The 25587-nt window shown below is 73.1% G+C and carries 22 protein-coding genes; 13 read left to right on the forward strand and 9 right to left on the reverse strand.

Annotation, left to right across the window (positions count from 1 at the left end):
- The first annotated feature begins 170 nt into the window (after positions 1-170).
- Positions 171-953, forward strand: a complete 783-nt coding sequence (locus QIS99_RS01540; protein WP_282509531.1) for a TetR/AcrR family transcriptional regulator — start codon at positions 171-173, stop codon at positions 951-953.
- Here QIS99_RS01540 and QIS99_RS01545 read toward each other — a convergent pair.
- Positions 941-2440 (reverse strand): LVIVD repeat-containing protein, encoded by a 1500-nt coding sequence (locus QIS99_RS01545; RefSeq protein ID WP_282509533.1) that lies wholly within the window; start codon positions 2438-2440, stop codon positions 941-943. The two genes, QIS99_RS01540 and QIS99_RS01545, sit on opposite strands and share 13 nt — an antisense overlap.
- A 268-nt stretch (positions 2441-2708) precedes the next feature.
- On the opposite strand from QIS99_RS01545, the gene QIS99_RS01550 reads away from it, so the two are divergent.
- Both QIS99_RS01550 and QIS99_RS01555 read left to right on the forward strand, forming a co-directional pair.
- Positions 2709-3446: a DUF305 domain-containing protein gene (locus tag QIS99_RS01550; protein ID WP_408909459.1), complete on the forward strand. Its 738-nt coding sequence runs from the start codon at positions 2709-2711 to the stop codon at positions 3444-3446.
- Between the two features lie 184 nt (positions 3447-3630).
- The gene (locus QIS99_RS01555; RefSeq protein WP_282509535.1) at positions 3631-5130 is read left to right on the forward strand and encodes an FAD-dependent oxidoreductase; all 1500 of its coding nucleotides are present in this window, start codon (positions 3631-3633) and stop codon (positions 5128-5130) included.
- A 229-nt stretch (positions 5131-5359) separates the two neighbouring features.
- Here QIS99_RS01555 and QIS99_RS01560 read toward each other — a convergent pair whose 3' ends face one another.
- The gene (locus QIS99_RS01560; RefSeq protein ID WP_282509536.1) at positions 5360-5716 is read right to left on the reverse strand and encodes an ArsR/SmtB family transcription factor; all 357 of its coding nucleotides are present in this window, start codon (positions 5714-5716) and stop codon (positions 5360-5362) included.
- Positions 5717-5863: 147 nt separating this feature from the next.
- Here QIS99_RS01560 and QIS99_RS01565 point away from each other — a divergent pair, with 147 nt between their 5' ends.
- Positions 5864-6946, forward strand: a complete 1083-nt coding sequence (locus QIS99_RS01565; RefSeq protein WP_282509537.1) for an NADH:flavin oxidoreductase/NADH oxidase — start codon at positions 5864-5866, stop codon at positions 6944-6946.
- Between the two features lie 337 nt (positions 6947-7283).
- Positions 7284-7712: a nuclear transport factor 2 family protein gene (locus QIS99_RS01570; protein WP_282509538.1), complete on the forward strand. Its 429-nt coding sequence runs from the start codon at positions 7284-7286 to the stop codon at positions 7710-7712.
- Positions 7713-7801: 89 nt separating this feature from the next.
- Here QIS99_RS01570 and aroQ read toward each other — a convergent pair whose 3' ends face one another.
- The gene (gene aroQ, locus QIS99_RS01575; RefSeq protein WP_282509539.1) at positions 7802-8263 is read right to left on the reverse strand and encodes a type II 3-dehydroquinate dehydratase; all 462 of its coding nucleotides are present in this window, start codon (positions 8261-8263) and stop codon (positions 7802-7804) included.
- Between the two features lie 132 nt (positions 8264-8395).
- Between aroQ and mmuM the strand changes: the two genes are divergently transcribed.
- The 5 genes from mmuM to QIS99_RS01600 all read left to right on the forward strand — a co-directional run bounded on the left by mmuM (position 8396) and on the right by QIS99_RS01600 (position 13593).
- A complete protein-coding gene (mmuM, locus tag QIS99_RS01580) occupies positions 8396-9319 on the forward strand; it encodes a homocysteine S-methyltransferase (protein WP_282509542.1) in 924 nt (307 codons plus the stop codon).
- Between the two features lie 133 nt (positions 9320-9452).
- Positions 9453-10538, forward strand: a complete 1086-nt coding sequence (locus QIS99_RS01585) for a WD40/YVTN/BNR-like repeat-containing protein (protein WP_282509544.1) — start codon at positions 9453-9455, stop codon at positions 10536-10538.
- A 180-nt stretch (positions 10539-10718) separates the two neighbouring features.
- Positions 10719-11396, forward strand: a complete 678-nt coding sequence (locus tag QIS99_RS01590) for a uracil-DNA glycosylase (RefSeq protein ID WP_282509546.1) — start codon at positions 10719-10721, stop codon at positions 11394-11396.
- Entirely contained in the window at positions 11393-12520 is a 1128-nt protein-coding gene (locus QIS99_RS01595; RefSeq protein WP_282509548.1) for an N-acetylglucosamine kinase, read from the forward strand. Before QIS99_RS01590 ends, QIS99_RS01595 begins: the two co-directional genes overlap by 4 nt.
- 146 nt (positions 12521-12666) lie before the next feature.
- Entirely contained in the window at positions 12667-13593 is a 927-nt protein-coding gene (locus QIS99_RS01600; protein ID WP_282509550.1) for a sirohydrochlorin chelatase, read from the forward strand.
- Between the two features lie 177 nt (positions 13594-13770).
- On the opposite strand, the gene QIS99_RS01605 is transcribed toward QIS99_RS01600, so the two are convergent.
- Together QIS99_RS01605 and QIS99_RS01610 are read right to left on the reverse strand one after the other, a co-directional pair.
- Positions 13771-14811, reverse strand: coding sequence for a lactonase family protein (locus QIS99_RS01605; RefSeq protein ID WP_282509552.1), 1041 nt, complete (start codon positions 14809-14811; stop codon positions 13771-13773).
- Positions 14812-14984: 173 nt separating this feature from the next.
- Entirely contained in the window at positions 14985-16496 is a 1512-nt protein-coding gene (locus tag QIS99_RS01610; RefSeq protein ID WP_282509554.1) for an FUSC family protein, read from the reverse strand.
- An 816-nt stretch (positions 16497-17312) separates the two neighbouring features.
- Here QIS99_RS01610 and QIS99_RS01615 point away from each other — a divergent pair.
- The gene (locus QIS99_RS01615) at positions 17313-20660 is read left to right on the forward strand and encodes an NB-ARC domain-containing protein (protein WP_282509556.1); all 3348 of its coding nucleotides are present in this window, start codon (positions 17313-17315) and stop codon (positions 20658-20660) included.
- 204 nt (positions 20661-20864) lie between these two features.
- Here the strand turns inward: QIS99_RS01615 and QIS99_RS01620 are convergent, their stop codons facing one another.
- The gene (locus QIS99_RS01620; RefSeq protein WP_282509558.1) at positions 20865-21788 is read right to left on the reverse strand and encodes a M23 family metallopeptidase; all 924 of its coding nucleotides are present in this window, start codon (positions 21786-21788) and stop codon (positions 20865-20867) included.
- 274 nt (positions 21789-22062) lie between these two features.
- Here QIS99_RS01620 and QIS99_RS01625 point away from each other — a divergent pair, with 274 nt between their 5' ends.
- A complete protein-coding gene (locus QIS99_RS01625; RefSeq protein WP_282509560.1) occupies positions 22063-22551 on the forward strand; it encodes an Lrp/AsnC family transcriptional regulator in 489 nt (162 codons plus the stop codon).
- 163 nt (positions 22552-22714) lie between these two features.
- Entirely contained in the window at positions 22715-23452 is a 738-nt protein-coding gene (locus QIS99_RS01630) for an HAD family hydrolase (RefSeq protein ID WP_282509561.1), read from the forward strand.
- On the opposite strand, the gene QIS99_RS01635 is transcribed toward QIS99_RS01630, so the two are convergent.
- The 3 genes from QIS99_RS01635 to QIS99_RS01645 all read right to left on the reverse strand — a co-directional run bounded on the left by QIS99_RS01635 (position 23416) and on the right by QIS99_RS01645 (position 25351).
- Positions 23416-24600 (reverse strand): acyltransferase family protein, encoded by a 1185-nt coding sequence (locus tag QIS99_RS01635; RefSeq protein ID WP_282509562.1) that lies wholly within the window; start codon positions 24598-24600, stop codon positions 23416-23418. The two genes, QIS99_RS01630 and QIS99_RS01635, sit on opposite strands and share 37 nt — an antisense overlap.
- 139 nt (positions 24601-24739) lie before the next feature.
- Positions 24740-25174 carry an SSI family serine proteinase inhibitor gene (locus tag QIS99_RS01640; RefSeq protein ID WP_282509563.1) on the reverse strand — a complete coding sequence of 145 codons (435 nt, stop codon included), beginning with the start codon at positions 25172-25174 and terminating at the stop codon, positions 24740-24742.
- Positions 25175-25177: 3 nt separating this feature from the next.
- Positions 25178-25351, reverse strand: coding sequence for a hypothetical protein (locus QIS99_RS01645; RefSeq protein ID WP_282509564.1), 174 nt, complete (start codon positions 25349-25351; stop codon positions 25178-25180).
- Positions 25352-25587: the final 236 nt, after the last annotated feature.

A 25587-nucleotide genomic window follows, 5' to 3' on the forward strand; every position in this document is an offset into this window, starting at 1 on the left:
AGTTTCAGCCCGTCCGGCGTTTGAACCAGCAAAAAAAGCCGCCGCATTTCGGGCGATCCCCCGCGTCGCCCGAAATGCGAACGGCCTGGCCGGGACGGATCCCGCAGGGGTCCGGCCGACACCGCGCTGAGTATAGTTGGCTGGGAGCCAGTCAACGCAGGAGTTACAGGATGTCTCCCCGAAGCGCAGCGGTCAACGAGGAATTGCGGCGGCGGTCCCGCGAGCGGCTGCTCGACGCGGCCGTGACGCTCGTGGGCGAGCGCGGCTACGAGGCGACGACGCTCGGTGACATCGCGGACCTGGCCGGTTCGGCGCGCGGCCTGATCTCGTACTACTTCCCCGGCAAGCGCCAGCTGCTGCAGTCCGCCGTGCACCGCCTGATGCACCTCACCCTGGAAGCCGGCCTGGAGCGGGAGCCGCGTACCGACGACGGGCGGGAGCGGCTCGCCCGGGCGATCGACTCGATCCTCGGCCTCGCGCAGGAGCGGCCGGTGCTGATGCGGACGCACATGGCGGGCATCCTGCAGGCCGAGGGCTTCGTGCAGTGCCCGGAGCAGCAGCGGCTCGCGGAGCTGCTGAAGGACACGGTGCGGCGGTACGGCGCCGAGGACGTGGACGTGGACGTCGAATACCCCTTGCTGCGCGCCCTGTTGATGGGCGCCGTGGTCGCCGTGCTGCTCCCGGGCGCACCGATGCCCGCGGGCACGCTGCGCGCCGAGCTGTTCCAGCGGTACGGGCTCGACTGGGAGTCCGGGTTCCCGCCGGGCGAGAAACCGCCCGGCGGTCACCGTTCGACGCTGGCCCCGGTGGGCGGCGCGCAGCCGCACACCGGGGCGAGGGGCGAGCCGTCGACCGTGCCGCGGCCCGCCGATGCCCGTCAGGCGGCTCAGTCGGCCCAGTCGGCTCAGTCGGCCCAGTCGGCTCAGGCGGCTCAGGCGGCTCAGGCGAAGTAGTTGGGCTGCGTCTGCACGTTGAGCTCGTGCATCCGGACCCGCTTCGCCGGATCCGTACGCCTGTCGTCGATCTTCAGCACGTCGAGGCCCTTGGCCATGTCGTTCGAGTAGATGTGGCCGTTGTAGTAGTACGCCGACCACGAGCCGCCCGTCCGGCTGCCGTCCGTGGACAGCGGTCCGCGCTCGAAGTACGCGATCTCCTTCGGCTTCGACGAGTCGGTGAAGTCCCAGACGGAGACGCCGCCCTGGTACCAGGCCTGGACCATGAGGTCCTTGCCCTTGACCGGGATCAGCGAGCCGTTGTGGGCGACACAGTTCTCGGTGTCCGCCTGGTGGCGCGGGATCTTGAAGTAGCTCTTGAAGACCAGCTTGCGGTCGTCGCCCTTGCCCTTGATCTCGTAGATGCCGTCGGCGCCGCGCTCCGGTCCGACCTCCGCGTTGCAGGTGGCCGCGCCGCCGCCGCCGAGCTCGTCGGTGAAGACCACCTTGTCGGCGTCCTGGTTGAAGGTCGCCGAGTGCCAGAACGCGAAGTTCACGTTGTCCTGCACCTGGTCGATGACCTTCGGCTGCTCCGGATCCTCGATGTCGAAGAGGATCCCGTCACCCATGCACGCGCCCGCCGCGAGGTCCTTGGAGGGCAGCACGGTGATGTCGTGGCAGCCGGTGGTCTTCGAGACGCCCGGGTTGGTGGGCCCGCCCGGGTTGCCGCCGCCGTCCTCGCCCTCACCGGGGAACAGCACGGGGAAGCCGACGACCTTCGCCTTGTCGGGCGCGTTGCGCGGCACCTTGATGACGGAGATGCCGTCGTGCGGCGGCTGGCAGTCGGGGAACGTGGCGCTCGGCGAGTACGAGGAGACGTACACGTAGACGTTCCTGCGCTCAGGCACCAGGGTGTGGGTGTGCGAGCCGCAGGCGGTCTCGACGGCGGCGACGTACTTCGGGTTGCGCTTGTCGCTGATGTCGAAGACCTTCATGCCCTCCCAGGAGGACTTCTCGGTCGCCGGCTGCGTGGTGCTGTTGCAACTGCTGTCGCTGCGCGAGGAGTCGGTGGACAGGAACAGCAGGTTCCCGGAGACCGACACGTCGTTCTGCGAGCCGGGGCAGAGCACCTGGGCGACGGTCCTCGGCTTCTTCGGGTTGCTGATGTCGAAGATGCGGAAGCCGTCGTAGTTGCCGGCGAAGGCGTACTTGCCCTGGAACGCCAGGTCCGAATTGGTGCCCGACAGTGCGCCCTTGGGGATGTTCGCGAGGTGCTCGATGTTGTCGGAGTGGACGATCTCGTTCGGCTCGGGTATCTCGCCGCTCTCGATCGCCTTTTCGGCCTCGGCCTGCTCGCTCTTCGAGACCTCGCGCTTGGTGGGCGCGTCGCCCGGGTCGGGGGTCGCCGCGGCAGGTCCAGCGGTCAGGAGTGCTGCGGCGAGTCCGGCGGCCGCGGCGAAGACGCCCAGGCGTCTACGTCGCGCTCGGGGTTCGATGAACAGGGTCACTGCGTCCCCTCCTAGTAGCCGTTCAGAGTTGAACGGTTCACGGACACCCGCAGTATCGTGCTCGCCATGCTCATATCAACAGATGGCAACGTACTTGTCATGGAAGTTTCTGATCACCTACGTAAGGAAGCGTGCTAGGACGGTCTCGTTCGAGCTCCCGAAGCCCCGAGGACGCGGCCCTGCTTCACGGGCTTCTCCACGGCCTTCGGTACGGGGCCCCGCGCAGCTCTCGTCACGTCCGTCAACACGTGTGCCACTGGAGGCAGTTGTGCCGAACCGCCGCAGATCGATGCGCTCCCACGTGCTCACCGCCGCAGCTGCGGTCGCCCTGACCGGGGTCGCCCTGACCGGTTGTGACTCCTCGTCGGCAAGCGACAAGGCGGCCGCGGAGGGCTCCGGCAAGGACGGCCCGTCCGTGATCGCCCCGGGCAGACCCGGCGAGGAGAACGAGCGGCTCTCGCCCGAGGAGGCGGCCGCGAAGAGCGACGACGACACCCCCAATTCGGCGGACTTCGCCTACGCCGAGATGATGATCGAGCACCACGCGCAAGCGCTTGTCATGACCGAACTCGTCCCCGAACGCGCCGACTCGGAGAAGGTGAAGCGCCTCGCGGACCGCATCAGCGCCGCACAGGGGCCCGAGATCGACGCGATGAAGGGCTGGCTGAAGAAGCACGACGCCCACCGCCGCAAGGGGGACGGTTCCCGCGGTGGCTCGCACGGCGGCTCGCACGGAGACCGCCACGGAGACAGCCACGGTGACGGCCACGGCGGCGCCTCGATGCCCGGGATGGCGACGGAGGCTCAGCTCAAGACGCTGCGCGCGGCGGAGGGCGCGGCGTTCGACGAACTGTTCCTGAAGCTGATGATCACGCACCACGGCGGCGCCGTGACGATGGCCACCGATCTGCTGGCCGAGGGCAACAACATCCGGATCGAGGAGATGGCCAACGACACGGTGGCCCAGCAGAGCGCCGAGATCAACCGGATGCGTGGCATGTCCTGAGCAACCGCAGCCGCGCCGGACCACGTCAAGCCGGGCGACGCCAGGGCGCGCCGGGCCGCCCCGGCCACGCCGGGCCACGCCGGGCCGCGTGCGCCTCCCCGTGCGGGCGCGGCGGTGCGATGCTGGAAGCACCCCGGGGCACCACCCCTCGGAACTGGGCACCACCCTTCGGAAGGAGCCCGCCGTGCTGCATGTCGCCGTCGTCGGATCGGGACCGAGCGGGGTCTACACCGCCCAGACCCTGCTGGCGCACGCGCACTCCGCGGAGACCGGACAGCCGGGCGCCGCAGCTCCTGGGGCTCCCGGGGCTCCCGCGGCTTCCGCGGCTTCCGGGGCTTCCGCAGCTCCTGGGGCTCCCGGGGCTCCCGCGGCTTCCGGCGCTGACGTCCGCGTCGACGTTCTCGACCGGCTGCCGTGCCCGTACGGCCTGGTCAGATACGGCGTGGCGCCGGACCACGAGAAGATCAAATCACTGCAGAACAACCTGCGTACGGTCCTCGACGATCCACGCGTACGCTTCCTCGGCGGCGTCGAGGTCGGCCCCGGCGGCGTCTCCCCCGCGCAGCTCCTGGAGCTGTACGACGCGGTGGTGTACTGCGTGGGCGCGGCCACCGACCGGCATCTGGGCATCCCCGGCGAGGAGCTGCCGGGGAGCTGGTCGGCCACCGAGTTCGTGTCCTGGTACAGCGCCCACCCGGACGCGGCCGGGAACGGTTCCGCTCGCGCCTTCGTACGCGGGGTGCGCTCGGCCGTCGTGATCGGCGTGGGGAACGTCGCGGTGGACGTGACCCGCATCCTCGCCCGCGGCGCCGACGAGCTCCGGCCCACCGACATGCCGCAGGGCGTCCTCGACGCGCTGGCCGGGAGCGCGGTGCGGGACGTGCACATGGTGGGCAGGCGCGGCCCCTCGCAGGCCAGGTTCACGACGAAGGAGCTGCGGGAACTCGGCACCCTCGCGGACGCCGAAGTCCTGGTGGACCCGGCCGAGTTGGCGCTCGACCCCGCCTGCGCCGACCTCGCCTCGCTGCCCGCGCCGAACCGTCGCAACGTAGAGGTCCTCAAGGCCTGGGCCGACCGGCCGCCGCAGGGCCGCGCCACTCGCCGGATCCACCTGCGCTTCTTCCTGCGCCCCGTCGAACTCCTGGCGGCGGAGGGGCGGGTGGCCGCGGTGCGGTTCGAGCGGACCGAACCGGACGAGTCGGCCGGAGCGGGCGGGGTGCGCGGCACGGGCAGGTTCGAGGAGATCCAGGCGGAGTTGGTGCTGCGCTCGGTCGGCTATCGCGGGGTCGCGCTGGAGGGGATGCCGTTCGACCCCGCGTCGGGCACGGTGCCGCACGAGGCGGGCCGGGTGCTGCGTGCGGGGCGGGTCTCGCCCGGCGAGTACGTGGCGGGCTGGATCAAGCGCGGCCCGACCGGTGTGATCGGCACGAACCGTCCGTGCGCGAAGGAGACCGTCAACTCCCTGCTGGCCGACGCCGGTTCACGCCCCCACCCGCACGGCTCCGCCGACCCGCTCACCGCCCTGCGCACCCTCGGCCTCCGCCCGGTCGAGTGGACCGGCTGGCAGTCCATCGAACGCGCGGAGTCCGCCCTCGGCGCCTCCCTCGGCCGGGGCCCGGTGAAGATCCCGGACTGGGCGGGGCTGTTCGCTGCGGCGCGCGGGGGTACGGGGACAGACGAGTAGCCGCGCACGCGCGGCGCGGGCTCAGACCTCGCCCAGGCGCGTGGGCTCAGTCAGGTCCTGTCCGGGCGCGCGGGCTCAGTCAGGTCCTGTCCGGGCGCGCGGGCTCAGTCAGGTCCTGTCCGGGCGCGCGGGCTCAGTCAGGCCCTGTCCGGGCGCGTGGGCTCAGGCCCGGCCAGAAGGGGCTCAGACCCAGTCCAGGCGCGCGAGCCCAGGCCCGCTCAGAGGGGGCTCACGCCCCGTCCAGGCGCTCCGCCTGGCGTGCGGCCGCGCGCAGGACGCCGTCGAGGAGCCCGGGGAAGAGCGCGTCCAGGTCGTCGCGGCGCAGACCGCTCATCTTGGCCGTGCCCCGGTAGCACTGCCGGATCACACCGCTCTCGCGCAGCACCCGGAAGTGGTGCGTGGTGGTCGATTTGGTGACCGGAAGTTCGAAGTACGAGCAGGCCAGCTCCCGCTCGCACAGGGCCAGTTCACGCACGATGCGCAGCCGCATCGGGTCGGAGAGCGCATGCAGGACGGCCTCCAGGCGGATCTCGCCGAACTCGGGGTGCGGCAGGGCACGGCCACTGCTCTTCGTCGCGGCGGTCACGGCAGCTCCACTCGTCGGGCGGTCGTCCAGACCCATTGTACGAGAACCCTCGTAGTTTGACAGGTCTCGTACTACGGCAGGTATCGTACTAAGCGAGCCGGTCCCGCCCACGCGGAGCCGGAGCCCGTCCCCCGATTGGAGACTCCTGTGAGTGCCCTGTTCGAGCCGTACACCCTCCGTTCGGTGACGTTCCCCAACCGCGTGTGGATGGCCCCCATGTGCCAGTACTCGGCGGAGGTCTTCGGCCCGAACGCCGGCGTCGCCGGCGACTGGCACTTCGCCCACTACGGCGCCCGCGCCACCGGCGGCACCGGACTCGTCCTGGTCGAAGCCACCGCCGTCAGCCCGGAGGGCCGGATCAGCCCCGCCGACCTCGGCATCTGGAACGACGCCCAGGCCGAGGCGCTGGCCCGGATCACCGCGTACCTCAAGGCGCGCGGGACCGTCCCCGGCATCCAGATCGCGCACGCCGGCCGCAAGGCGTCCACGGACCGCCCCTGGCAGAACCGCGGCGGCCCGGTCGGCGCCGACGAGCACGGCTGGCAGCCGGTCGGCCCGAGCCCGGTGGCGTTCCGGGACGACCACCCCGTACCGACCGAGCTGACCGTCGACCGGATCCACGAGATCGTGGGCCAGTTCGCCGACGCCGCGCGGCGCGCGCTCGCCGCGGGCTTCGAGGTCGTCGAGGTGCACGGCGCGCACGGCTACCTCATCCACGAGTTCCTCTCCCCGCACTCCAACAAGCGCACCGACGCCTACGGCGGCTCGTACGAGAACCGGACCCGCTTCGCCCTCGAAGTCGTCGACGCCGTACGGGCGGTGTGGCCCGAGGACAAGCCGCTGTTCTTCCGCATCTCGGCCACCGACTGGCTGGACGACGGCGGCTGGACCGCCGACGACACGGTGCGCTTCGCGCGGGACCTCAAGGCGCACGGCGTCGACCTGCTCGACGTCTCCTCCGGCGCCAACGTGTCCGGCGTGAAGATCCCGGTCGGCCCCGGCTACCAGGTGCCGTTCGCCGCCCGCGTCAAGAACGAGACCGGCCTGCCGGTCGCCGCGGTCGGCCTGATCACCGACGCCCGGCAGGCCGAGAAGATCCTCGGCAACGGCGAGGCGGACGCGGTACTCCTCGGCCGCGAGCTGCTGCGCAACCCCTCCTGGGCGCTGCACGCGGCGCGCGAACTGGACGCGGACATCCGGGTTCCGAACCAGTACGCCTGGGCGATCTGACGAGGGACAGCGGACGCGCGGACGAGCGGGCGCGCGGACGAGCGGGCGCGCGGACGAGCGGGCGCGCGGACGAGCGGGCGAGCGGACGAGCGGGCGAGCGGACGAGCGGGCGAGCGGACGAGCGGGCGCGCGGACGAGCGGGCGACACTCCGGAGTGCGATGCTCGCCCCCGCGTTCCGCATGTCACCCTCCGAACAAGGGAGTTGATGCCGCTCGCCGGTGACCCGCCACGGGCCCGCCGCGCACGCCCCGCGGGCGGCCCCCGCCGCCCGCGCCGCACCGGTCGCGTTCGCGCACGCCCTCCCACGGACCCTGACGGACCCGTACGATCGGCGCAATGGACGACATCTTTCCCGCTGAGGCCCTGATCGGCGCCGAACGACGGCTCGGCGCCGCCGTCCTGGCCCGGGACACGGACGCCCTCGACCGGATGCTGCACCCGCAATTCGTCTCCGTCCGCCCGGACGGCCGCAGCCTGGTCCGCAGCGAGGAAATAGAGGAACTGTCCACGGGGCGCCTGGTCGTGTCCGAGCTCGTCCCGGAGGAGACCCTCGCGACCGTCAACGGCCGCGCCGGTATCACCCGCCGCACGCTGAACGCCACGGGCCACTGGCGCGGACGCCCGTTCAACGCGCGCGTGCTGTGCACCCGTACCTGGGTCCAAGTCCCCGACGGCTGGCTGCTGCTGCTCTCCCGCGTGGGGCCCGCACCGGACGAGCCGGTCCTGGACCCGAAGTGCGGAGTGCGGCTCACCGCGCGGTGCTGAACCGCCCTCCACCAGGCAGCGGTGCCGACAGCCCTCCAGCAGGCAGGGGCGCGCTCAACAGCGCGCCCCTGCCTCCGTACTGCGGCCGCTCAGGCCGCCGCGGACTTCGCCAGCCGGTCGAGGCCCTCGATCGCCAGGCGGTACCCCTCCGTGCCGAAACCGACGACGATGCCCGCCGCGGCCGGCGAGAGGTACGAATGGTTCCGGAACGGCTCCCGCGCGTGGACGTTGGAGATGTGCACCTCGATCGCGCGCAGCCCGACGCCCTTGATCGCGTCGTGCATCGCCACCGAGGTGTGCGTGTACGCACCGGCGTTGATCACCGCCCCGACGAGCCGCCCCTCGGCCTGCGCCCGGCCCGCCTCGTGGATCCAGTCGATCAGCTCGCCCTCGTGGTTGGACTGCCGGCAGTCCGCGGTCAGGCCGAGCCCCGCCGCGGTCTCCTCGCACAGCGCCTCGACGTCCTTCAGGGTCTGCGCCCCGTAGATGCCGGGCTCACGGGTGCCGAGCAGGTTGAGATTGGGGCCGTTGAGGATCAGTACCGTTGCCATGGCCCCAGCGTACGGCGGGGTCGGCCGGGGTCCGGCGGCGGGCGTCCGCGTTAGCTTCGAGGTATGGGACACGCTTCTTCTGCCGCTTCCGGGCGCTCGGCTTCTGCCGCTTCAAGGCCCTCGGCGCCGCGCGTGCGGCTCTCACTGCCCGAGGCGGTCGCGGCCGGTCCTGTGGTCCTGGACGGCGGGATGTCCAACCAGCTGGAGTCCGCCGGGCACGACCTCGGTGACGCGCTCTGGTCGGCGCGGCTGCTCGCGGACCGGCCGGAGGCCGTCGTGGACGCCCATCTCGCGTACTACGAGGCGGGCGCGAGCGTCGCCATCACGGCCAGCTACCAGGCGACGTACGAGGGCTTCGCGCGGTACGGCCTCGACTCCGCACGCACGAGCGAACTGTTGCACCTGAGTGTGCAGTCGGCGCGCGAGGCCGCCGCGCGCGCCCTCGCCGGCGGAGTGCGCCGCCCGCTGTGGGTGGCCGCCTCCGCCGGGCCGTACGGGGCGATGCTCGCGGACGGTTCGGAGTACCGCGGGCGGTACGGGCTCACGGTGGACGCGCTCGAACGCTTCCACCGGCCCCGCCTGGAGACGCTGGCCGCGGTCCGGCCCGACGTCCTCGCCCTGGAGACCGTGCCGGACACGGACGAGGCGCGGGCGCTGCTGCGCGCGGTGCGCGGTCTCGGCGTGCCCGCCTGGCTGTCGTACAGCGTGGCGGGGACGCGGACCCGGGCCGGGCAGCCGCTGGCGGACGCCTTCGCGCTCGCCGCCGAAAGCGACGAGGTCTTCGCGGTCGGCGTCAACTGCTGCAGCCCCCGCGACGCCGACGTGGCCGTGCCGCTCGCCGCGCGGGTGACCGGCAAGCCCGTCGTGGTCTACCCCAACAGCGGCGAGCGCTGGGACGCCACGGCCCGCGCCTTGCGGGGTCCGGCCACGTTCTCGGCCGAGCGGGTACCGGGATGGGTGGACGCGGGCGCCCGGCTGGTGGGCGGCTGTTGCCGGGTGGGCCCCGGGGAGATCGCGGCGATCGGCTCGCTCGTGGCGGGCGGCGGAGAACGCTGAGCACGGTGAGCGCCCGGCGCTGAGCTCATTTGCGCAGGTCCGGGGTGTTTTCCGGGCCGTTGTCAGTGGCCGGGTGCAGACTGAGCCATGTCGTGACAACGACGTCAACCGACATGTACCGGAGGTGGTCGGCATGCCGACCGAAGTTCTGCTCGCCGTGGGCACTCGCAAGGGACTGTTCCTCGGACGCAGGCGAGGCGTCGCCTGGGAGTTCGACGGTCCGCACTTCAACGCGCAGGCGGTGTACTCCGTCGCGATCGACACCCGGGGGGACACACCGCGGCTCCTCGCGGGCGGGGACAGCGCCCACTGGGGTCCCTCGGTCTTCCACTCCGACGACCTGGGCGCCACCTGGACCGAACCCGCCAAGCCGCCCGTCAAGTTCCCCAAGGACACCGGGGCTTCGCTGGAGCGCGTCTGGCAGCTGCACCCCTCGGCGGCCGAGCCGGACGTGGTGTATGCGGGCACGGAACCCGCCGCCCTGTACCGCTCGGAGGACCGCGGCGAGAGCTTCGAGCTCGTCCGGCCGCTGTGGGAGCACCCGACGCGCTCGCAGTGGGTGCCGGGCGGTGGCGGCGAGGGGCTGCACACGGTCCTGACCGACGCCCGGGACCCGGCGGCGATCACGGTCGCCGTGTCCACGGCCGGGGTGTTCCGCACCAAGGACGGCGGCGCGAGCTGGGCACCCTCCAACTCCGGGGTGTCGGCGGTGTTCCTGCCCGACCCGGACCCGGAGTTCGGGCAGTGCGTGCACAAGGTCGCCCGGGACGCCGCCGCGCCGGACCGGCTGTATCTGCAGAACCACTGGGGGGTCTACCGCAGCGACGACGACGGCGCGAGCTGGACGGACATCGGCGAGGGCCTGCCGTCCGACTTCGGCTTCGCGGTGGCCGCCCACCCGCACCGCGCGGACACGGCGTATGTCTTCCCGATCAACGCCGACATCGACCGGGTCCCCGCCGAGCACCGCTGCCGGGTCTTCCGCACCCAGGACGCGGGCAAGACCTGGCAGCCGCTCTCCGAGGGCCTGCCCGAGACCGACCACTACGGCACGGTGCTGCGGGACGCGCTCTGCACGGACGACGCGGACCCGGCGGGCGTCTACTTCGGCAACCGCAACGGCGAGGTGTACGCGAGCGCGGACGACGGCGAGAGCTGGCACCAGCTCGCCTCACATCTGCCGGACGTGCTGTGCGTACGGGCGGCGGTGATCGACTGAGCCGCAGCCGCAGCCGCAGCCGCCGCAGCCGCCGAGCGGGCTCGGAGTCGGCCCCGGGGCCGGGCTCGGTGTCGGGCTCGAAGTCGGCCCCGGAGCCGGGCTCGGAGTCGGCCCCGGAGTCGGGCTCGGAGCCGGGCTCGGGGTTGATCGCCGGGTCCGTTGCACCAGTAGGGTGACGCCGTGGCAGCACGACCGTTGAGAGAAATCGTCGAACCAGGGTGGGCCCGGGCGCTGGAGCCGGTGGCCGAACGCATCGCCGGTATGGGGGACTTCCTGCGCGCGGAGATCGCCGCGGGCCGGACCTACCTCCCGTCCGGGGCGCACGTCCTGAGAGCCTTCCAGCAGCCCTTCGACGAGGTGAAGGTGCTGATCGTGGGCCAGGACCCGTACCCGACGCCGGGCCATGCGGTGGGGCTGAGCTTCTCCGTCGCGCCCGAGGTCCGGCCGCTGCCGCCCAGCCTGATCAACATCTACCAGGAGCTGGGCTCCGACCTGGGGCTGCCGCAGCCGGGCAACGGCGACCTCACGCCGTGGACCCGGCAGGGCGTGCTGCTGCTCAACAGGGCGCTCACCACGGCGCCCCGGCGTCCGGCGGCGCACCGCGGCAAGGGCTGGGAAGAGGTCACCGAGCAGGCCATCCGGGCCCTGGCCGCGCGGGGCCGCCCGCTGGTGTCGGTCCTGTGGGGCCGGGACGCCCGCAATCTCCGGCCGCTGCTCGGCGACCTACCGGCGGTGGAGTCTTCGCACCCCTCGCCGATGTCCGCGGACCGCGGCTTCTTCGGCTCGCGCCCGTTCAGCCGCGTCAACGACCTGCTCGTCCGGCAGGGTGCGCAGCCCGTGGACTGGCGGCTGCCATGACCGCTGCCGCGCCCTGGGTGCTCGGCGTCGACTCGGGCGGCTCCGGCCTGCGCGTCGCGCTGGCACCGGCGAGCGGCGGGGGCGGGGACGGGGACGGGGACGACAGGCCGCGGAGCCTGGTCTCCCGTGCGCCCGTCCGCACGGGCCCGGCGGGGATCGACGCCGGGCATCTGATGGATCAACTGGCGCCGATGGCCCGGGAGTTGATCGATGGCGCGGGCGGCGGGGCGGTCGCCGCCGTGGCCGTGGGCGCCGCGGGCATGGCGACCCTCGGCGACGACCTGCGGGAGCGTCTGCCCGGCGCGCTCGGGGAGGCTTTCGCGGTGCGGCGGCTCGCGCTCGCGGCGGACGCGGTGACGGCGTACGCGGGGGCGCTGGGCCAGCGCGCCGGCGCGGTCGTCGCGGCGGGCACCGGCCTGATCGCGCTCGGCACCGATCTGCGGGCCTGGCGGCGGGCCGACGGCTGGGGGCACCTGCTCGGCGACTGCGGCGGCGGCGCCTGGATCGGGCGGGCCGGCCTGGACGCGGCGATGCGGGCGTACGACGGTCGGCGCGGCGGATCGCGGGCGCTCCTCGCCTGCGCCGAGGCGAGGTTCGACGGGCCGGTGCACGAGCTGCCGGGCAAGCTCTACCCGCGCACCGACCGGCCCGCGGTGCTCGCCTCGTTCGCGCCCGACGTGGCCCGCTGCGCGGCGGCCGACGACCAAGTGGCGGCGGGCATCCTGCGCCAGGCGGCAGCACACATCGCGGAGGCGGCGGTCGCCGTGTGCCCGAACGGCGCGGACGGCCAAGTGGCCCTCACCGGCGGCCTGTTCAAGACGGGCGCGCCGCTGCTCGTACCGCTCCGGGAAGAACTGGCCGCCCAACTGCCCACCGCACGCGCCGTGGTGGCGGACGGCGACCCGCTCGACGGCGCCGTGGCCCTCGCCCGGGCGCTCGCGGCCGGGACGCTGCGGCTGCCGCACGACGGGCGGATGCTGCACGTGCCGCAGGAGAACCCCGGGAGAACGCAGGCTGCGCCGCAGAAGAGCCCCGGGACAACTCAGGCTGCGCCGCAGGAGAACCCCGGGACAACTCAGGCCGTGCCGCAGGCGAGCCCCGAGGGGACGCAGACGCCGCCCTGACCTGCGGGTGTGTCGATACGCGGCAACTCGGGCGCCGATCCCGACAGTCACGAAATTCGCCGCTGAACGGATAAATCCGGACGGATACCCCTCAGGTGGCACCTGCCCGAACAGAGGCAGACGGGAAACCAGTAGCATGCGGCGCCATGAGCTCCCCCACTGGGCCCGACAACGGCCTGCCCGTACGAATGCCGCGACCCCGACAGCCCGGCCGGCACCGCCGTCCGGAACCCGCGGTGGCTCCCGAGGGAGCACCCGCGCTGGTTCTCGCCGTGCCCGGCGCGCCCACCGCGGCGACGCGCGGCCTCGCCGAAGAGGTCGTCAGCATCGCCCGTTCCGAGCTGCCCGGCCTCGACGCCAGGATCGGCTACCTCGACGGTGACGACGCCGAGTACCCCACGCTGACCGCCGTCCTCGCGCACTCCGCCGAGCAGCGCACCGCCCGCTACCAGCAGGCACTCGCCGCCGGCCAGGACGTGCCCGCGCCGCAGGGCCCCGTCGCCGTCGTCGTGCCGCTGCTCGCGGGGCCCGACAACGCGCTGATGCGCCAGGTCCGCCAGGCCGTCATGGACAGCCGGGTGGCCGCCGAGCTGACCGATGTGCTCGGCCCGCACCCGCTGCTCGCCGAGGCGCTGCACGTGCGCCTCTCGGAGGCCGGCCTCGCCCGCGCCGACCGGGCGCGCCTGTTCACCGTCGCCACGGCCGCGGACGGCATCATCCTCGCGACCATCGGCGGCGAGGAGGCCGTGCAGGCGGCCGGGATCACCGGCATGCTGCTCGCCGCGCGCCTCGCCGTGCCGGTGATGGCCGCCGCGCTCGACCAGGACGGTGCCATCGCGGCCACCGCCGACCAGCTGCGCGGCTCCGGTTCCGCGCACCTGGCGCTCGCCCCGCACCTGATCGGCCCCGAGGTGCCCGAGGGCCTCCTCGACGCCGCCGCCAAGGACGCGGGCTGCGCGTACGCCGAAGCGCTGGGCGCGTACCCGGCGATCGGCAAGCTGGCGCTCTCGCAGTACATGGCCGCGCTCGGCATCACTCCGCCGCAGGCGCAGGGCACCCCGCAGTCGCGTTGAGCGGCATACCGGGCGCCTTACCGCCCGCAGGCGCCGGTCCTCAGGGCCCGTCCCCCGGATTTCAGGGTGGCGGGCCCTTCGCGTGCACTGCCGCACGGTCTGCGGCGCCGCCGCACGAACCGCGCCGCCGCACGAACCGCGCCGCCGCGCGATCTGCGCCGCCGTACCCTCCGCGTCTCAGCCGCGGCCGAAGACCACGCAGGAGGCCGCCGGGGCGGGCACGGAGCCGGTGCGGCGCGGAAGGCCCGAGTCCGGGTCGACGGTGAACCAGGTGACGTCGCCGGAGCGCTCGTTCGCCGCGTACAGGAAGCGGCCCGAGGGGTGCAAGGCCAGGTCGCGGGGCCAGTGGCCGCCGCAGTCGACGGTGGTGGTGAGGCGCAGGCCCGGTCCGTCGGCCGTGTGCGGGTCGGCGGCGAGGACGGAGATGACGTCCTCGCCGCGCGTCGCGGTCCACACGAAGCGTCCGTCGGGCGCGACGACGACCGCCGAGGGATGGGCGCCCCCGCTCGGGTCGGCGTCCAGGACGGGGATCTCGGCGCGGGGTGCGAGCCGCCCGGCGGCCGGGTCCCAGGCGCAGACGGTGAGCGTCGGGGCCAGCTCGTTCAGTACGTACACGGTCCGGCCGTCGGGGTGGAAGGCGAGGTGGCGCGGTCCGCTGCCGGGGCGCAGGACCGTCTCGCCGTGCTGCCGCAGCACGCCCTCGGCGAGGGTGCTGACGCCCACGGTGTCGGTGCCGAGGTCGACGGTGAGGATCCAGCCGCCGCTGGGGGCCGGCAGCACCTGGTGGGCGTGCGGGCCCTCCTGCCGGTCCGGGTCGGGGCCCGTCCCGTGGTGCGCCCGTACGCGACCGGGCGCGGGCGCCGCGTCGGCGTCCAGGGGCAGCCAGGAGACGCTGCCCGAGCCGTAGTTGGCGGTGAGGAGGTGGCCCGCGGCGAGCGCGAGGTGGGTGGGGCCGGAGCCCTGGACGGGCGCGGGCGGCGCGATGAGCTCCGGGACGTCGCCGCGTACGGAGAAGGCGGCGGCCGCGCCGTCCTCGGTCTCGCTCACCGCGTACAGGACGTCCCCGCCGGGCGGCAGCGCGAGGTACGAGGGGTCGGGGACGGCGTCGGTGGCGGCCAGGGGTGTGAGCGCGCCGCTGTCCGGGTCGACGGCGGCGACGGTGACGCCGCGCCCTCCGGCGGAAGTGAAGGAACCGATGTACGCCCGGACGCTGCCCACGGGTGACCCCTTTACCGGCGACGGTGGTGGTGCCTGTCGGGGCACGACGGTAGCAGGCGGTCTAGACCAGAGGGGTCAGTATCCAGCCCCTGGACCCGGCCACCCGGCCACCCGGCCACCCGGCCCGACCGCGTGGGACCCGCGGAACGCGCTCCGGAAGCACCCCCGTACCCTCACGCCCCCACGGGCACCCGGTGGGACCTGCGCAACGGCACCGCCAGTTCCAGCAAGGACCGCTCCAGCGCCGACAGGTGGGCCAGCACCGGTTCCGGGCCCGCCGGCTGGGCCGCGGGCGTCTCGCCCGGCCGGCTCCGCCGCCCCGCGACCGGCGTGTCCGTCAGCGCTTCGACGGCCGCCTCCACCCGCCGGCACGCGGCGGCCAGCCGCGCGTCGTGGGAGGCCTCCGGGTCCGCGGCGACCGCGGCGAGCCCGCGCACCTCGCGCGCACAGTCGTCGAGCAGCGCGAGCACCCGCCGCGCGCGCCCCTTGCGGGCCTTCATCGGGGTGAGCGGATGCACGAGGGGCGCGAGGGACAGCCGTACGCGCCCCAGGTTCTGTTCGAGCTCCGCCACGCGCGCTCCCGGGTCGGCAGCCGCGCTCCCCGCGAGCCGGGCGGCGGCATCGGCCGTGCAGGCGTGCACCGACCACAGCGCGCGCTCCACCCACGCGTCGGTTACGGAGTGCGTGGTGACCGGCAGCACGAGCAGCACTGCCAGCACGGCTCCGAGCGCGCCGACCGCCGTCTCGCTCACCCGTAGGGCAAGCAGCCCGGTGTCGAGCACACCGAGCAGCCCGTACAGCATGCTCGCCATCACCGTCACGGCGAGCATCATCCACGTATACGAAACGGCGGCGGTATAGAAGATTCCGAACACACACACCGCGATGACCACGGCCGCGACCACCGGCTCATGATGCAGCGGGACGGCGACAGCCAAGCCCAGCACCACTCCCAGCACCGTTCCCAGGAACCGCCTGAAACCGCGCACCACTGTCTCGCCACGCGAGGTCGTGTTGACGAACACCCACCAGGCGGCGCCGACGGCCCAATACCAACGCTGTTCGGAGAGCACCTGCCCAGCCGCGAGTGCGAGGCCGGCTCCCACGACTGCCTGTACGGCCTGCCGGGTCGTCATCCGAGCGAGCCCGTTGCCCCCTGTCGGGGCGGCGACCACGGCTGGTGCGGGCATCCGGCGCTCGTAGCACCACAGCACGAATCGCACTGCGGACGATGCCGCCAGAGACAGGAGCATGGCCCCGTAGAGCTCGGGCAGCTGACTGGGCACAGCATGCAGAAACTGGGCCACGAAAAGGGTCATGAAGGCAAATACGCCGAGCGAGTGCCCGCGCGGCCCCCAGCGGCGCGCGTACACCCCTGCTCCCACGACTGCCAGGAACACCGCGTCCAGGGCGAGGGGCTCGTCATGCAGGACGGCCCCGAGCGCGAGCACCGGCAACCCGACAACAGGCATCAGCACAGTCGTCAGCGCCTGCCCACGGACTGTCACATCCGTGACCGTGAACAGGGCGAGCAGCGCCGCCAGTCCCCCGGTGATGGCGGCCACCAGTGAAAACCCAACCGCCCCGCACAACGCCACGGCGAGCCCGATGCCCAGCACGGCCCGGCTCGCGAACCGCAGCCGCATCCGACCCGGATCCGGCGCCACGAACACCCTCTTCAGCAAGTTGCCCCGCCCGCTCCGCACACGAGGTGCGCGATTACATGAGTTCCGACATGAGAAAGGCGCCGCGGAGATCCTCCAGGATCCGCAGCGCCATCGCCCGATCATCGAAGCATGAAGGCGACCGATGGTTCAACAGCGACCATCTTTACTAGGCCAATGGCACACTACGGCCGTGCCTCGCTCAGCCGCAGCAGAACCAACGGACCAGCTCACGGTTCACCGTCGAGGTTCAGGATCCGATCGACGTCTACATGGTGCGACGGCCGGGTGCGGGTGCCCTCGGAACGTGAGGAGGATTGCGGCCCCAAGTACGTCCAGTACGAGGGCGATCCGGGCGCACTCCCCCAGCCTTCGGCCGGGGACCCCCAGAGCACGCTCCCCCAACGCCCCAACGCCCCAACGGAAACGCGGGAGTTGGGGGTGGCTGTAGCCTTCGGCAGTCGGCAGCACCAGGGATGCGGGCTGTTTCAAGGAGCGGTGTAAGTGACCGGCAGGCGGGTCGTCGCAGTCGTCGTGCTCACTGTCGCTACGGGTGTCGCGGCGGCTCTGGCGGCGCTGGCGGGCAATGCGGCAAGTTCCCAGGAGCGCTGGCCAGGCGTTTTGGACGTGCTGCGTCGGCACCCGTGGCCGTCGCTGCTGGTGCTCACCTTTCTGGTCGTGGTGGCTGGTGTGGCGTTGTTCTGGGCGCAGGACCGTCCGGCTGCGGGGGCGGACGATCCGCCTCCTCCGCCGCCCGCGCAGGTGCCTGGCTGGGTGGTCGACAGGGCGGAGAGCGCCCGGGCCGTGGCTGCGGTGTGCGGAACGAGGCGCGGTGCAGTGGGCATCACCACGGCGCTGGAGGGTGCGGGCGGGTTCGGCAAGACCACGCTGGCCGGCGTGGTGTGTGCCGCTCCCCGGGTACGGCGGCGTTTTCGGGGCCGGGTGTATCTCATCACCCTGGGCCGGGAGGTGCGCGGGCGGGCCGCGATTGCCGCGAAGGTCGCCGAGGCCACGGAGTTCATCACCGGAGACACCCGCACCTTCACCGACCCGCAGGCGGCCGGGGCCCATCTGGGGCGGCTTCTGGGCCAGCGGCGGCGTACCCTGCTGGTCCTCGACGACGTCTGGACGCCCGAGCAACTGGCCCCATTCCTGATCGGGGGCAGCCGGTGTGTGCGGCTGGTGACCACACGCGTTCCCTCCGTGCTGCCGCCCGGGGCGGCGCGTATCCGGATCGATGAGATGTCACCCGCCCAGGCCCGGCAGGTGCTGACCTGGAACTTGCCGGGCCTGCCTGAGGAAGTGGTCCAGGGCCTGTTGCGCGTGACTGGGCAGTGGGCGCTGCTGCTGCGCCAGGTCAACCGGCTGCTCGCGCGGGAAGTGGCCACCGGGGTCGCAGCGGCCGATGCCGGCCGGGACGTGCTGCGGCGGCTGGGGCAGCACGGGCCGACAGCAGCGGACGACCCGGGCACGGCGCTGGACCTGGACGACCCGCAGCAACGGGCCAAGGCGGTCCGGGCGACCGTCGAGGCCGCCACCACCCTCCTGCCCGCCGGCGGGTACCAGCGCTTCGCCGAGCTGGGTGTGTTCGCCGAGGACGAGGCCATCCCCGTCTCGCTGGTCGCCCGGCTGTGGCAGGCCACCGGCGCCCTCACCGCGGCCGAAGCCCGGCAGCTGTGCCGCACCCTGGACGAGCTGTCCCTGCTCACCCTCACCCCGGCAGTCGGCGGCACGGTCAGCCTGCACGACGTCATCCGCGACTATCTGCGCGGGGAACTCGGCCCCACCCGCCTGGCCGCCCTGCACACCGCCCTGGTGGACACGGTCGAAGCCGGTCTGCCCCCGGCCGACCCGCTCGCGCCCTCGGCGCCACGGCCCGGCGCCGCCTGGTGGACGCTGCCCGACGGCTACCTGTCCGATCACCTCATCGCCCACCTGCTCGCCGCAGGCCGCTCAGCCCAAGCCGAAGCCGTCGCCGGCGATCTGCGCTGGGTGGAGACCCGGCTGCACCAGCGCGGCCCCACTGCCCCCTGGTCCGACCTGGATCAGATACCCACCCCCACCGCGGCCTCCCGGGCCCGCGACCTCGCCCGGATCGGCCATTTCCTCGCCCCGACCGAACCCGCCCACCTGTTGACCGCCGTCCTGTACAACCGCCTGGAGCCAGTGGCCGACTGGCACGACCAGGTGACCGCCCGGCAGGACCAGTCCGGCCAGGCGACCCTGACCAACCGCTGGCCCTCACCAGACCTGGCCGACCCCGCCCTGCAGCGCACCCTGACCGGGCACACGGCCTCGGTGAGAGCGGTGGCGATCGCCCCGGACGGCACCTGGCTCGCCACCGTCGCCGACGACGGCGACCTCTTCCGCGCGGGGGAAGTGAGGATCTGGGACCGGGCCACCGGCGCCTGCACCAAGACCCTGACCGGACATACCCGCGGAGTGAATGCCGTGGCCATTGCTCCGGACGGCACCTGGCTCGCCACCGTCGGCGACGTCAGCCTCTTCGGGCGGGGCGGTGTGCGGATCTGGGACCGGGCCACCGGCACCTGCACCGCCGGCTTGCCCGGACACATCAGCAAGGTGAGGGCGGTGGCGATCGCCCCGGACGGCACCTGGCTCGCCACCGGCAGCGGCGTCATTCCCGGGGGCGGGGAGGTGCAGATCCGGGATCAGGCCACCGGCACCCGTACTGCCAGCTTGCGCGCCGGCCCGGTGGAGGCGCTGGCGATATCCCCGGACGGCACCTGGCTCGCCACGGCCGACGGTACGACGGTACGGATCTGGGACCGGGCCACCACCACCTGCACCCACACGCTGACCGGACACACCCGCTGGGTGCGGGACGTGGCGATTGCTCCGGACGGCACCTGGCTGGCCACCGCAGGCGATGACGGGACGGTACGGATCTGGGACGGGGCAACCGGCACCTGCACCCACACACTGACCGGAAACACCGGCAGAGTGCAGGCCGTCGCGATCGCTCCGGACGGCACCTGGCTCGCCACCGCCAGCGGCGAGACGGTGCGGATCTGGGACCGGTCCACCGGCACCTGCACCCACACACTGACCGGACACACCGGCAGAGTGCAGGCCGTCGCGATCGCCCCGGACGGCACCTGGCTCGCCACTGGAGGTGACGACAGAACCGTGCGGATCTGGGACCGGCCCGCGAGCAGTGCCGCCGCTGCGGGACGCTCCCACAGGGTGGATGTGGTGGCGGTTGCTCCGGACGGCACCTGGCTGGCCACCGCAGGCGATGACGGGACGGTACGGATCTGGGACGGGGCAACCGGCACCTGCACCCACACGCTGACCGGACACACCGGCAGAGTGCAGGCCGTCGCGATCGCTCCGGACGGCACCTGGCTCGCCACCGCCAGCGGCGAGACGGTGCGGATCTGGGACCGGTCCACCGGCACCTCCACCCGCACCCTGACCGGACACACCAGCGAAGTGCAGGCCGTCGCGATCGCTCCGGACGGCACCTGGCTCGCCACCGCCAGCGGCGAGACGGTGCGGCCCGTGAACCTCAGCAGGACCAGGAGGGGAGACCTCCCACCCGGCGGGGTGCTGCGGACCACGGACCGAGACGCCGAACGCGGCGAGATCGTTACTCCCGGGGAGGTGCGGATCTGGGACCGGGCCACCGGCGCCTGCACCAACACGCTGATCGGACACAGGGGCAGCATGCGGGCCGTGGCGATTGCCCCGGACGGCACCTGGCTCGCCGCCCTCATCAATTCGGCGGTGTGGATCTGGGACCGGGCCACCGGCACCCGCACCGACACCCTTGGATACAACGGCAGTGTGGATGCCATGGCCCTTGCTCCGGACGGCACCTGGCTCGCCACCATCGGCCACGGCTATGACCTTTCCCGTGAGGAGAGAGTGCAGATCTGGGACCGGGCCTCCGGCATCTGCACCCACACCCTGACCGGACACACCGGCAGAGTGCAGGCCGTGGCGATCGCCCCGGACGGCACCAGGCTGGCCACGACCGGCAGCGACGGGACGGTGCGGATCTGGGACTGGGCACTGGAACACCCTGTCGTCCAGGTACGGACGGACGACTCTCCGGCCGCCTGCGCCTGGACTCCCGAGGGCCGAGGCTTGATAGTCGGCGGCGCTCAAGGACTGTATTTCTACGACTTCCGTCCCGGGGCACCCACTCACGGCCATTGACCCGTGATCCGTGGCAGCCGACGGCGTGGCCGGCGCGACGGGCGAAGCGGTCACCGACGGCGTCGGCTCGGTGCGATGTTCCCGCTGCCCGACCGACGGGCCAGCGGGCCAGCGGGCCAGCGGGCCAGCGGACCGATGGACCGGCGGACCGGCGGACCGGCGGACCGGCGGACCGGCGGACCGGCGGACCGGCGGACCGGCGGACTAGATGCGGATCCCGCGCTTCGCCAGGTACGTGATCGGGTTGATATCGGACCCGTAGCCGCGGCGGGCGCGGATCTCCAGGTGCAGGTGGGGGCCGGTGGAGCGGCCGGTGTTGCCGCTGTCGGCGATGCGCTGCCCGGCGTGGACACGTCCGCCGTCCTTCACTCGGATCCGGGACAGATGGGCGTAGATCGAGTACCGCCCGTCCCGCATCTTGATCGTCACCGCCTTGCCGTACGCACCGGACCGGCGGGCCAGGACGACGACGCCCGCGGCGACCGAGTACACGGGGGTGCCCTGCGGCACGGCCAGGTCGACCCCGGTGTGGTAGCCCGCGAGCCAGTCGCCGCGGACGCGGTAGCCCGTGGTGATGCGGTAGCTGCGGGTCAGCGGGCGGGCATAGGGGCGGCCCATCGCGGGGGCGCCCGCGGCCTCGGGCCCTGCGGCGGACTCGCCGGGGCACAGCGCGCGCCCCTCGGTCCAGCGCCCGGCGCCGCCGCCGGTCCAGGACCAGGGTCCGGTGGGTGCGGTCTCGCGGGCCCAGTCCGTGCCCCGGCCCGGCGCCGGCCAGCCGCCCTGCCGGTCCTGCCCCGCGGGTTCGGCGCAGGCGCCCACGAGGCCGGGGTCGCGCAGGTCCGTCCCGGTCAGCCCGAACCGGGACTCGTCGACGGCGGCGAGCAGTTCCTCGTACTCCTGGTCGTAGAACGCGCTGCACCCTCCGGTCAGGGCGGCGTCGGCCGGGTCGAGCAGGGCGCTCTCGGGGACCGGCAGGCGGAAGCCGGTCAGGGCGCCGCCGCCGAAGAGCCCGGCCACCAGGCCGAGCGCCCGCCGGCGGGTCGCGTTCGGGGCAGCGGGGCGGGCGCCCGGGGTGGCCGGGGCCGGCCGCTGCGCGGTGCTGCTGTCTTCGCTCACCTCGTCAGCCATACGAACGAGCACAAGGGCTCCCCCGCCCTCCGTGCACGCCGACCGCCGCCGTCCGGAGGACCCGGAGCGTTCGCACACAGCCTCAGAGCGCGCCCGGGAGCGGCGTCCGTTGGCCCAGGCCGACGCTGTGGCCGTGCGCCATTGGTACATTCGCGGCGGAACATCGCGTCCGTACGGATCGAATTGCGTACGGACGCAAGGAACGCCGCGGACGGAGCACACCGGGAGCACACCGGGAGCGCACCGTCCGGGCTGGGGCAGGAGGCCGGTCGGCATGGCGGTGGACGCACTCGACACCCGTATTCTCCGGCTACTGCTTGAGCAGCCGCGCACGAGCGTGCGGGAGTACGCGCGAATCCTCGGCATCGCGCGCGGCACCCTGCAGGCGCGGCTCGACCGGCTTGAGCGGGAGGGCGTGATCACCGGGGCGGGGCCGACCCTGTCACCGGCCGCGCTCGGCCACCCGGTGTTGGCGTTCGTGCACATCGAGGTCACCCAGGGGCACCTGGACGAGGTGGGGGACGCGCTGGCCTCGGTGCCGGAGATCATCGAGGCGTTCTCGATCACCGGGGGCGGCGATCTGCTGACCCGCGTCGCCGCCCGGGACAACGCCCACCTGGAGGACCTCATCCAGCAGCTCATCCAGCTGCCGGGCGTGGTCCGCACCCGCACCGAGGTCGCGCTGCGCGAGCGCGTCCCGCACCGGCTGCTGCCGCTGGTGGCGTCGGTGGGCGCGGCGGCGGAGCGCAGCGAGAGGCGCTGAGCCACCGGCCACCGCGAGCAGCACAGAGCCACCGGCCACCGCGAGCAGCACAGAGCCACCGGCCACCGCGAGCAGCACAGAGCCACCGGCCACCGCGAGCAGCACAGAGCCACCGGCCACCGCGAGAAGCGCCGACCCACCGGGCCTTGGCATGCTGGGACGCATGAGCACTACGAGCAGCAGCCCCGGCCCGGCGGGACACCCGGGACACCCCCTGGCGCACACCGCCGTCGTCTTCGATCTGGACGGCACCCTCGTGGACAGCGAGCCCAACTACTTCGAGGCCGGCCGGCAGCTGCTCGCCGCCCACGGCGTCCCGGACTTCGGCTGGCGGGAGCACGAGCAGTACGTCGGCATCAGCACGGCCGAGACGCTGGCGATCTGGCGGGAGAAGTACGCCCTGAAGGCGCCGCTCGACGAGCTGCTTGCCGAGAAGAACCGGCTGTACCTGGAGCTGGCGGCGGCCGGGACGTACGCCTACCCGGAGATGCGTGCCTTCGTGGAGCTGCTGCACGCGCGGGGGGTGCCGATGGCCGTGGCGTCGGGTTCGTCGCGCGCGGCGATCACCGCGATCCTGCGGGGTACGGGCCTGGACGCGCTGCTGACGACGCTCGTCTCCGCCGAGGAGGTGCCGCAGGGGAAGCCGGAGCCCGATGTGTTCCTGGAGGCCGCCCGCCGCCTCGGCGTTCCGCCGGCCGCCTGTGTCGTGCTTGAGGACGCGGCGCCGGGCGCGGTGGCCGCGCACAAGGCGGGCATGCAGTGCATCGCGATCCCGTACGTGGCGGCCACCGCCGACGACCCGGCCTTCGCCACGGGGGGCCTCGTGTTCCCGGGCGGCCAGCTGCAGTTCACGGCCCGCGCGGCCTACGACTGGCTGCTCGCCTCGCGCGCCGAATCCTGACGGGACGGGAACGGGGACGGAGACGGGGACGGGGACGGGGACGGGGACGGGGACGGGGACGTGACCGGACCGCTCCGTCGGTCCGCGGAGGACTGACCAGGCGTCAGAAAGCGCGGGAATCCGGGTTCGACGACGGGGCGCAGGACACGGCGGACCGGCGCGCTGGACAGCAGCAAGGTCAGGGCGACGCCGAACACCGCGAGCGCCGGCAGCGCCGCCGCGCCGAGCCTGCCGACCAGGTCGTACGCCCCGTACACCTGCCCGGCCTGGACGAGGAGGCCGTGCACCAGGAACGGGAACATGGTCGCCGCGCCGAGTGCCGTGAACACGGTGCGCCGGGCCGGGACCAGCGCGAGGAACGCCACGGTCAGCGTGGCCGACACGGCGAACAGGCCGAGCCGGATCGCGAGGTACGTCAGGGAACCGGTGTGCAGCTCGGCGTTGTTGGCGCGCATGTAGAGCCAGTTGGCGTTGAGGTGCGGCGCGACGGCGTACGCGAGGCCGAGCGCGGTGAGCAGCACCGGCGGGGCCAGGCAGCGGACCGCCCGGGTGCGGAGCCGGTGGAAGTGCTCGGGGCGGAGCCGCAGTCCGAGGACGAACCAGGGCAGGAACATCAGGACGCGGGGCAGGGCGAGTTCGTAGCCGATGCCGGTGAGGCCGGCGGCGAGCGAGATCAGCACGGCCACGGCGACCGGGTACCGCACGGCCCGCCACACGGGCGCGGTGATGCGCCACAGGAAGAGCGCGACCAGGAACCACAGGAGGTAGACGGGTTCGGTCGGCGTGAGGGAGAACGGGGCGTCGTAGAGCAGGGTCTGCAGCGCCTTGTAGGCGACGGTGAACAGCAGGTACGGCGCGAGTACGCGGGCGAGCAGGGCCCTGATCTGCGGTCCGGTGCCGGTGAATCCGCGGGAGAAGAGACCGCAGAGCAGCACGAAGGCCGGCATGTGGAACAGGTAGACGACGGTGTACGCGGCCTTGGCGGTGTCCATGTCCCGTACGAGTGCGGCCCAGTTGTGGCCGATGACGACCAGGACGACGAGCAGGAACTTGGCGTTGTCGAAGAAGGGGTCGCGTCCCGTCGGGGGGTGCGGGTCGGCGCGGGCGCGGTGGCGGCGCAGGGGCTGGAGCGTGGTGGAGAGGGTCACGGGCGGCTGCTTCCTCGCATGGGTGCTTCCTTGTGTCGCTTCCCTGTGTGAACGAGACACGGCGAGAGCCGTGCCGCGGAGGTGTGCGGCACGGCTCGGCGTGGCGATCGGAGCGGTGCGGGGTGGGGGTCGGACGGGGTCAGAAGGTGAAGACCTCGCCGGTGGCCGCCTCGGCCTCGCAGGCGTTCGCGAAGGTCTTCCACTGGTTCACGTAGCGGCCGTACCACTGGCCGTAGGCGTGCACGGTGACCGGCTTGTACTGCTTGGTGCACACCTGGTCGGGGCTCTTGTTGAGCTTGTGGATGTCGCCGTCCACGTCGCGGAGCAGCTTGCAGGCGGCCTGCGGTGTGGGGTGGGTGCCGCCGGGCGGGCTGCAGGTCAGAAGCGCGAAGGAGGCCTCCGACGGCACGGTGTTGTGGGTGCCGTCGTACTTGATCAGGGCCAGCTTCGCGCCGGGCCGCGGCGCCTTTGGGGCGGGCTCCGACGCGGCGGCGGCGACGGGCTGGGCCCCGAGTGCGAGCGCACAGAGCGCGGCGGCGAGGGCCACGCGGGTGCGGGGGATGCGTGCAGTCATAAGTCATACGTGTAGCTCTTCGGCCACCGTCGGTCCGCGACCGTCACCCGGCTGGCGCGTGTCGCCGCGGCGGGCAGCGAGGCCGTCGGAGCTGCCGAAGCTGCCGAAGCTGCCGAAGCTGCCGAAGCTGCCGAAGCTGCCGAAGCTGCCGAAGCGCAGTGCCTGCAGGTCAGGCACCAACGCCCTCCGCACGGCACCCCGTTACCCGGAACGGGTACCTTCCCCGGCAGGCCGCCGGTCCCCCGATGTCCGGCGGCCTCGGAGAAGTATGGCCTCAGCAGGGACCGAGTGGAACAGTTTTCTAGAAAACACTTCCAGTAAGAGCCCGGACAGGGCCGCAGAGAGCCGCAGACCGGCCCCGATGAAGGGAGCACCAAGTGACCGCACCTCGCCCCGAATTGCACCTGCCGTCC

The sequence above is a fragment of the Streptomyces solicavernae genome, from assembly GCF_029968095.1.
In the GTDB taxonomy this organism is placed as follows: Bacteria; Actinomycetota; Actinomycetes; order Streptomycetales; family Streptomycetaceae; genus Streptomyces; species Streptomyces solicavernae.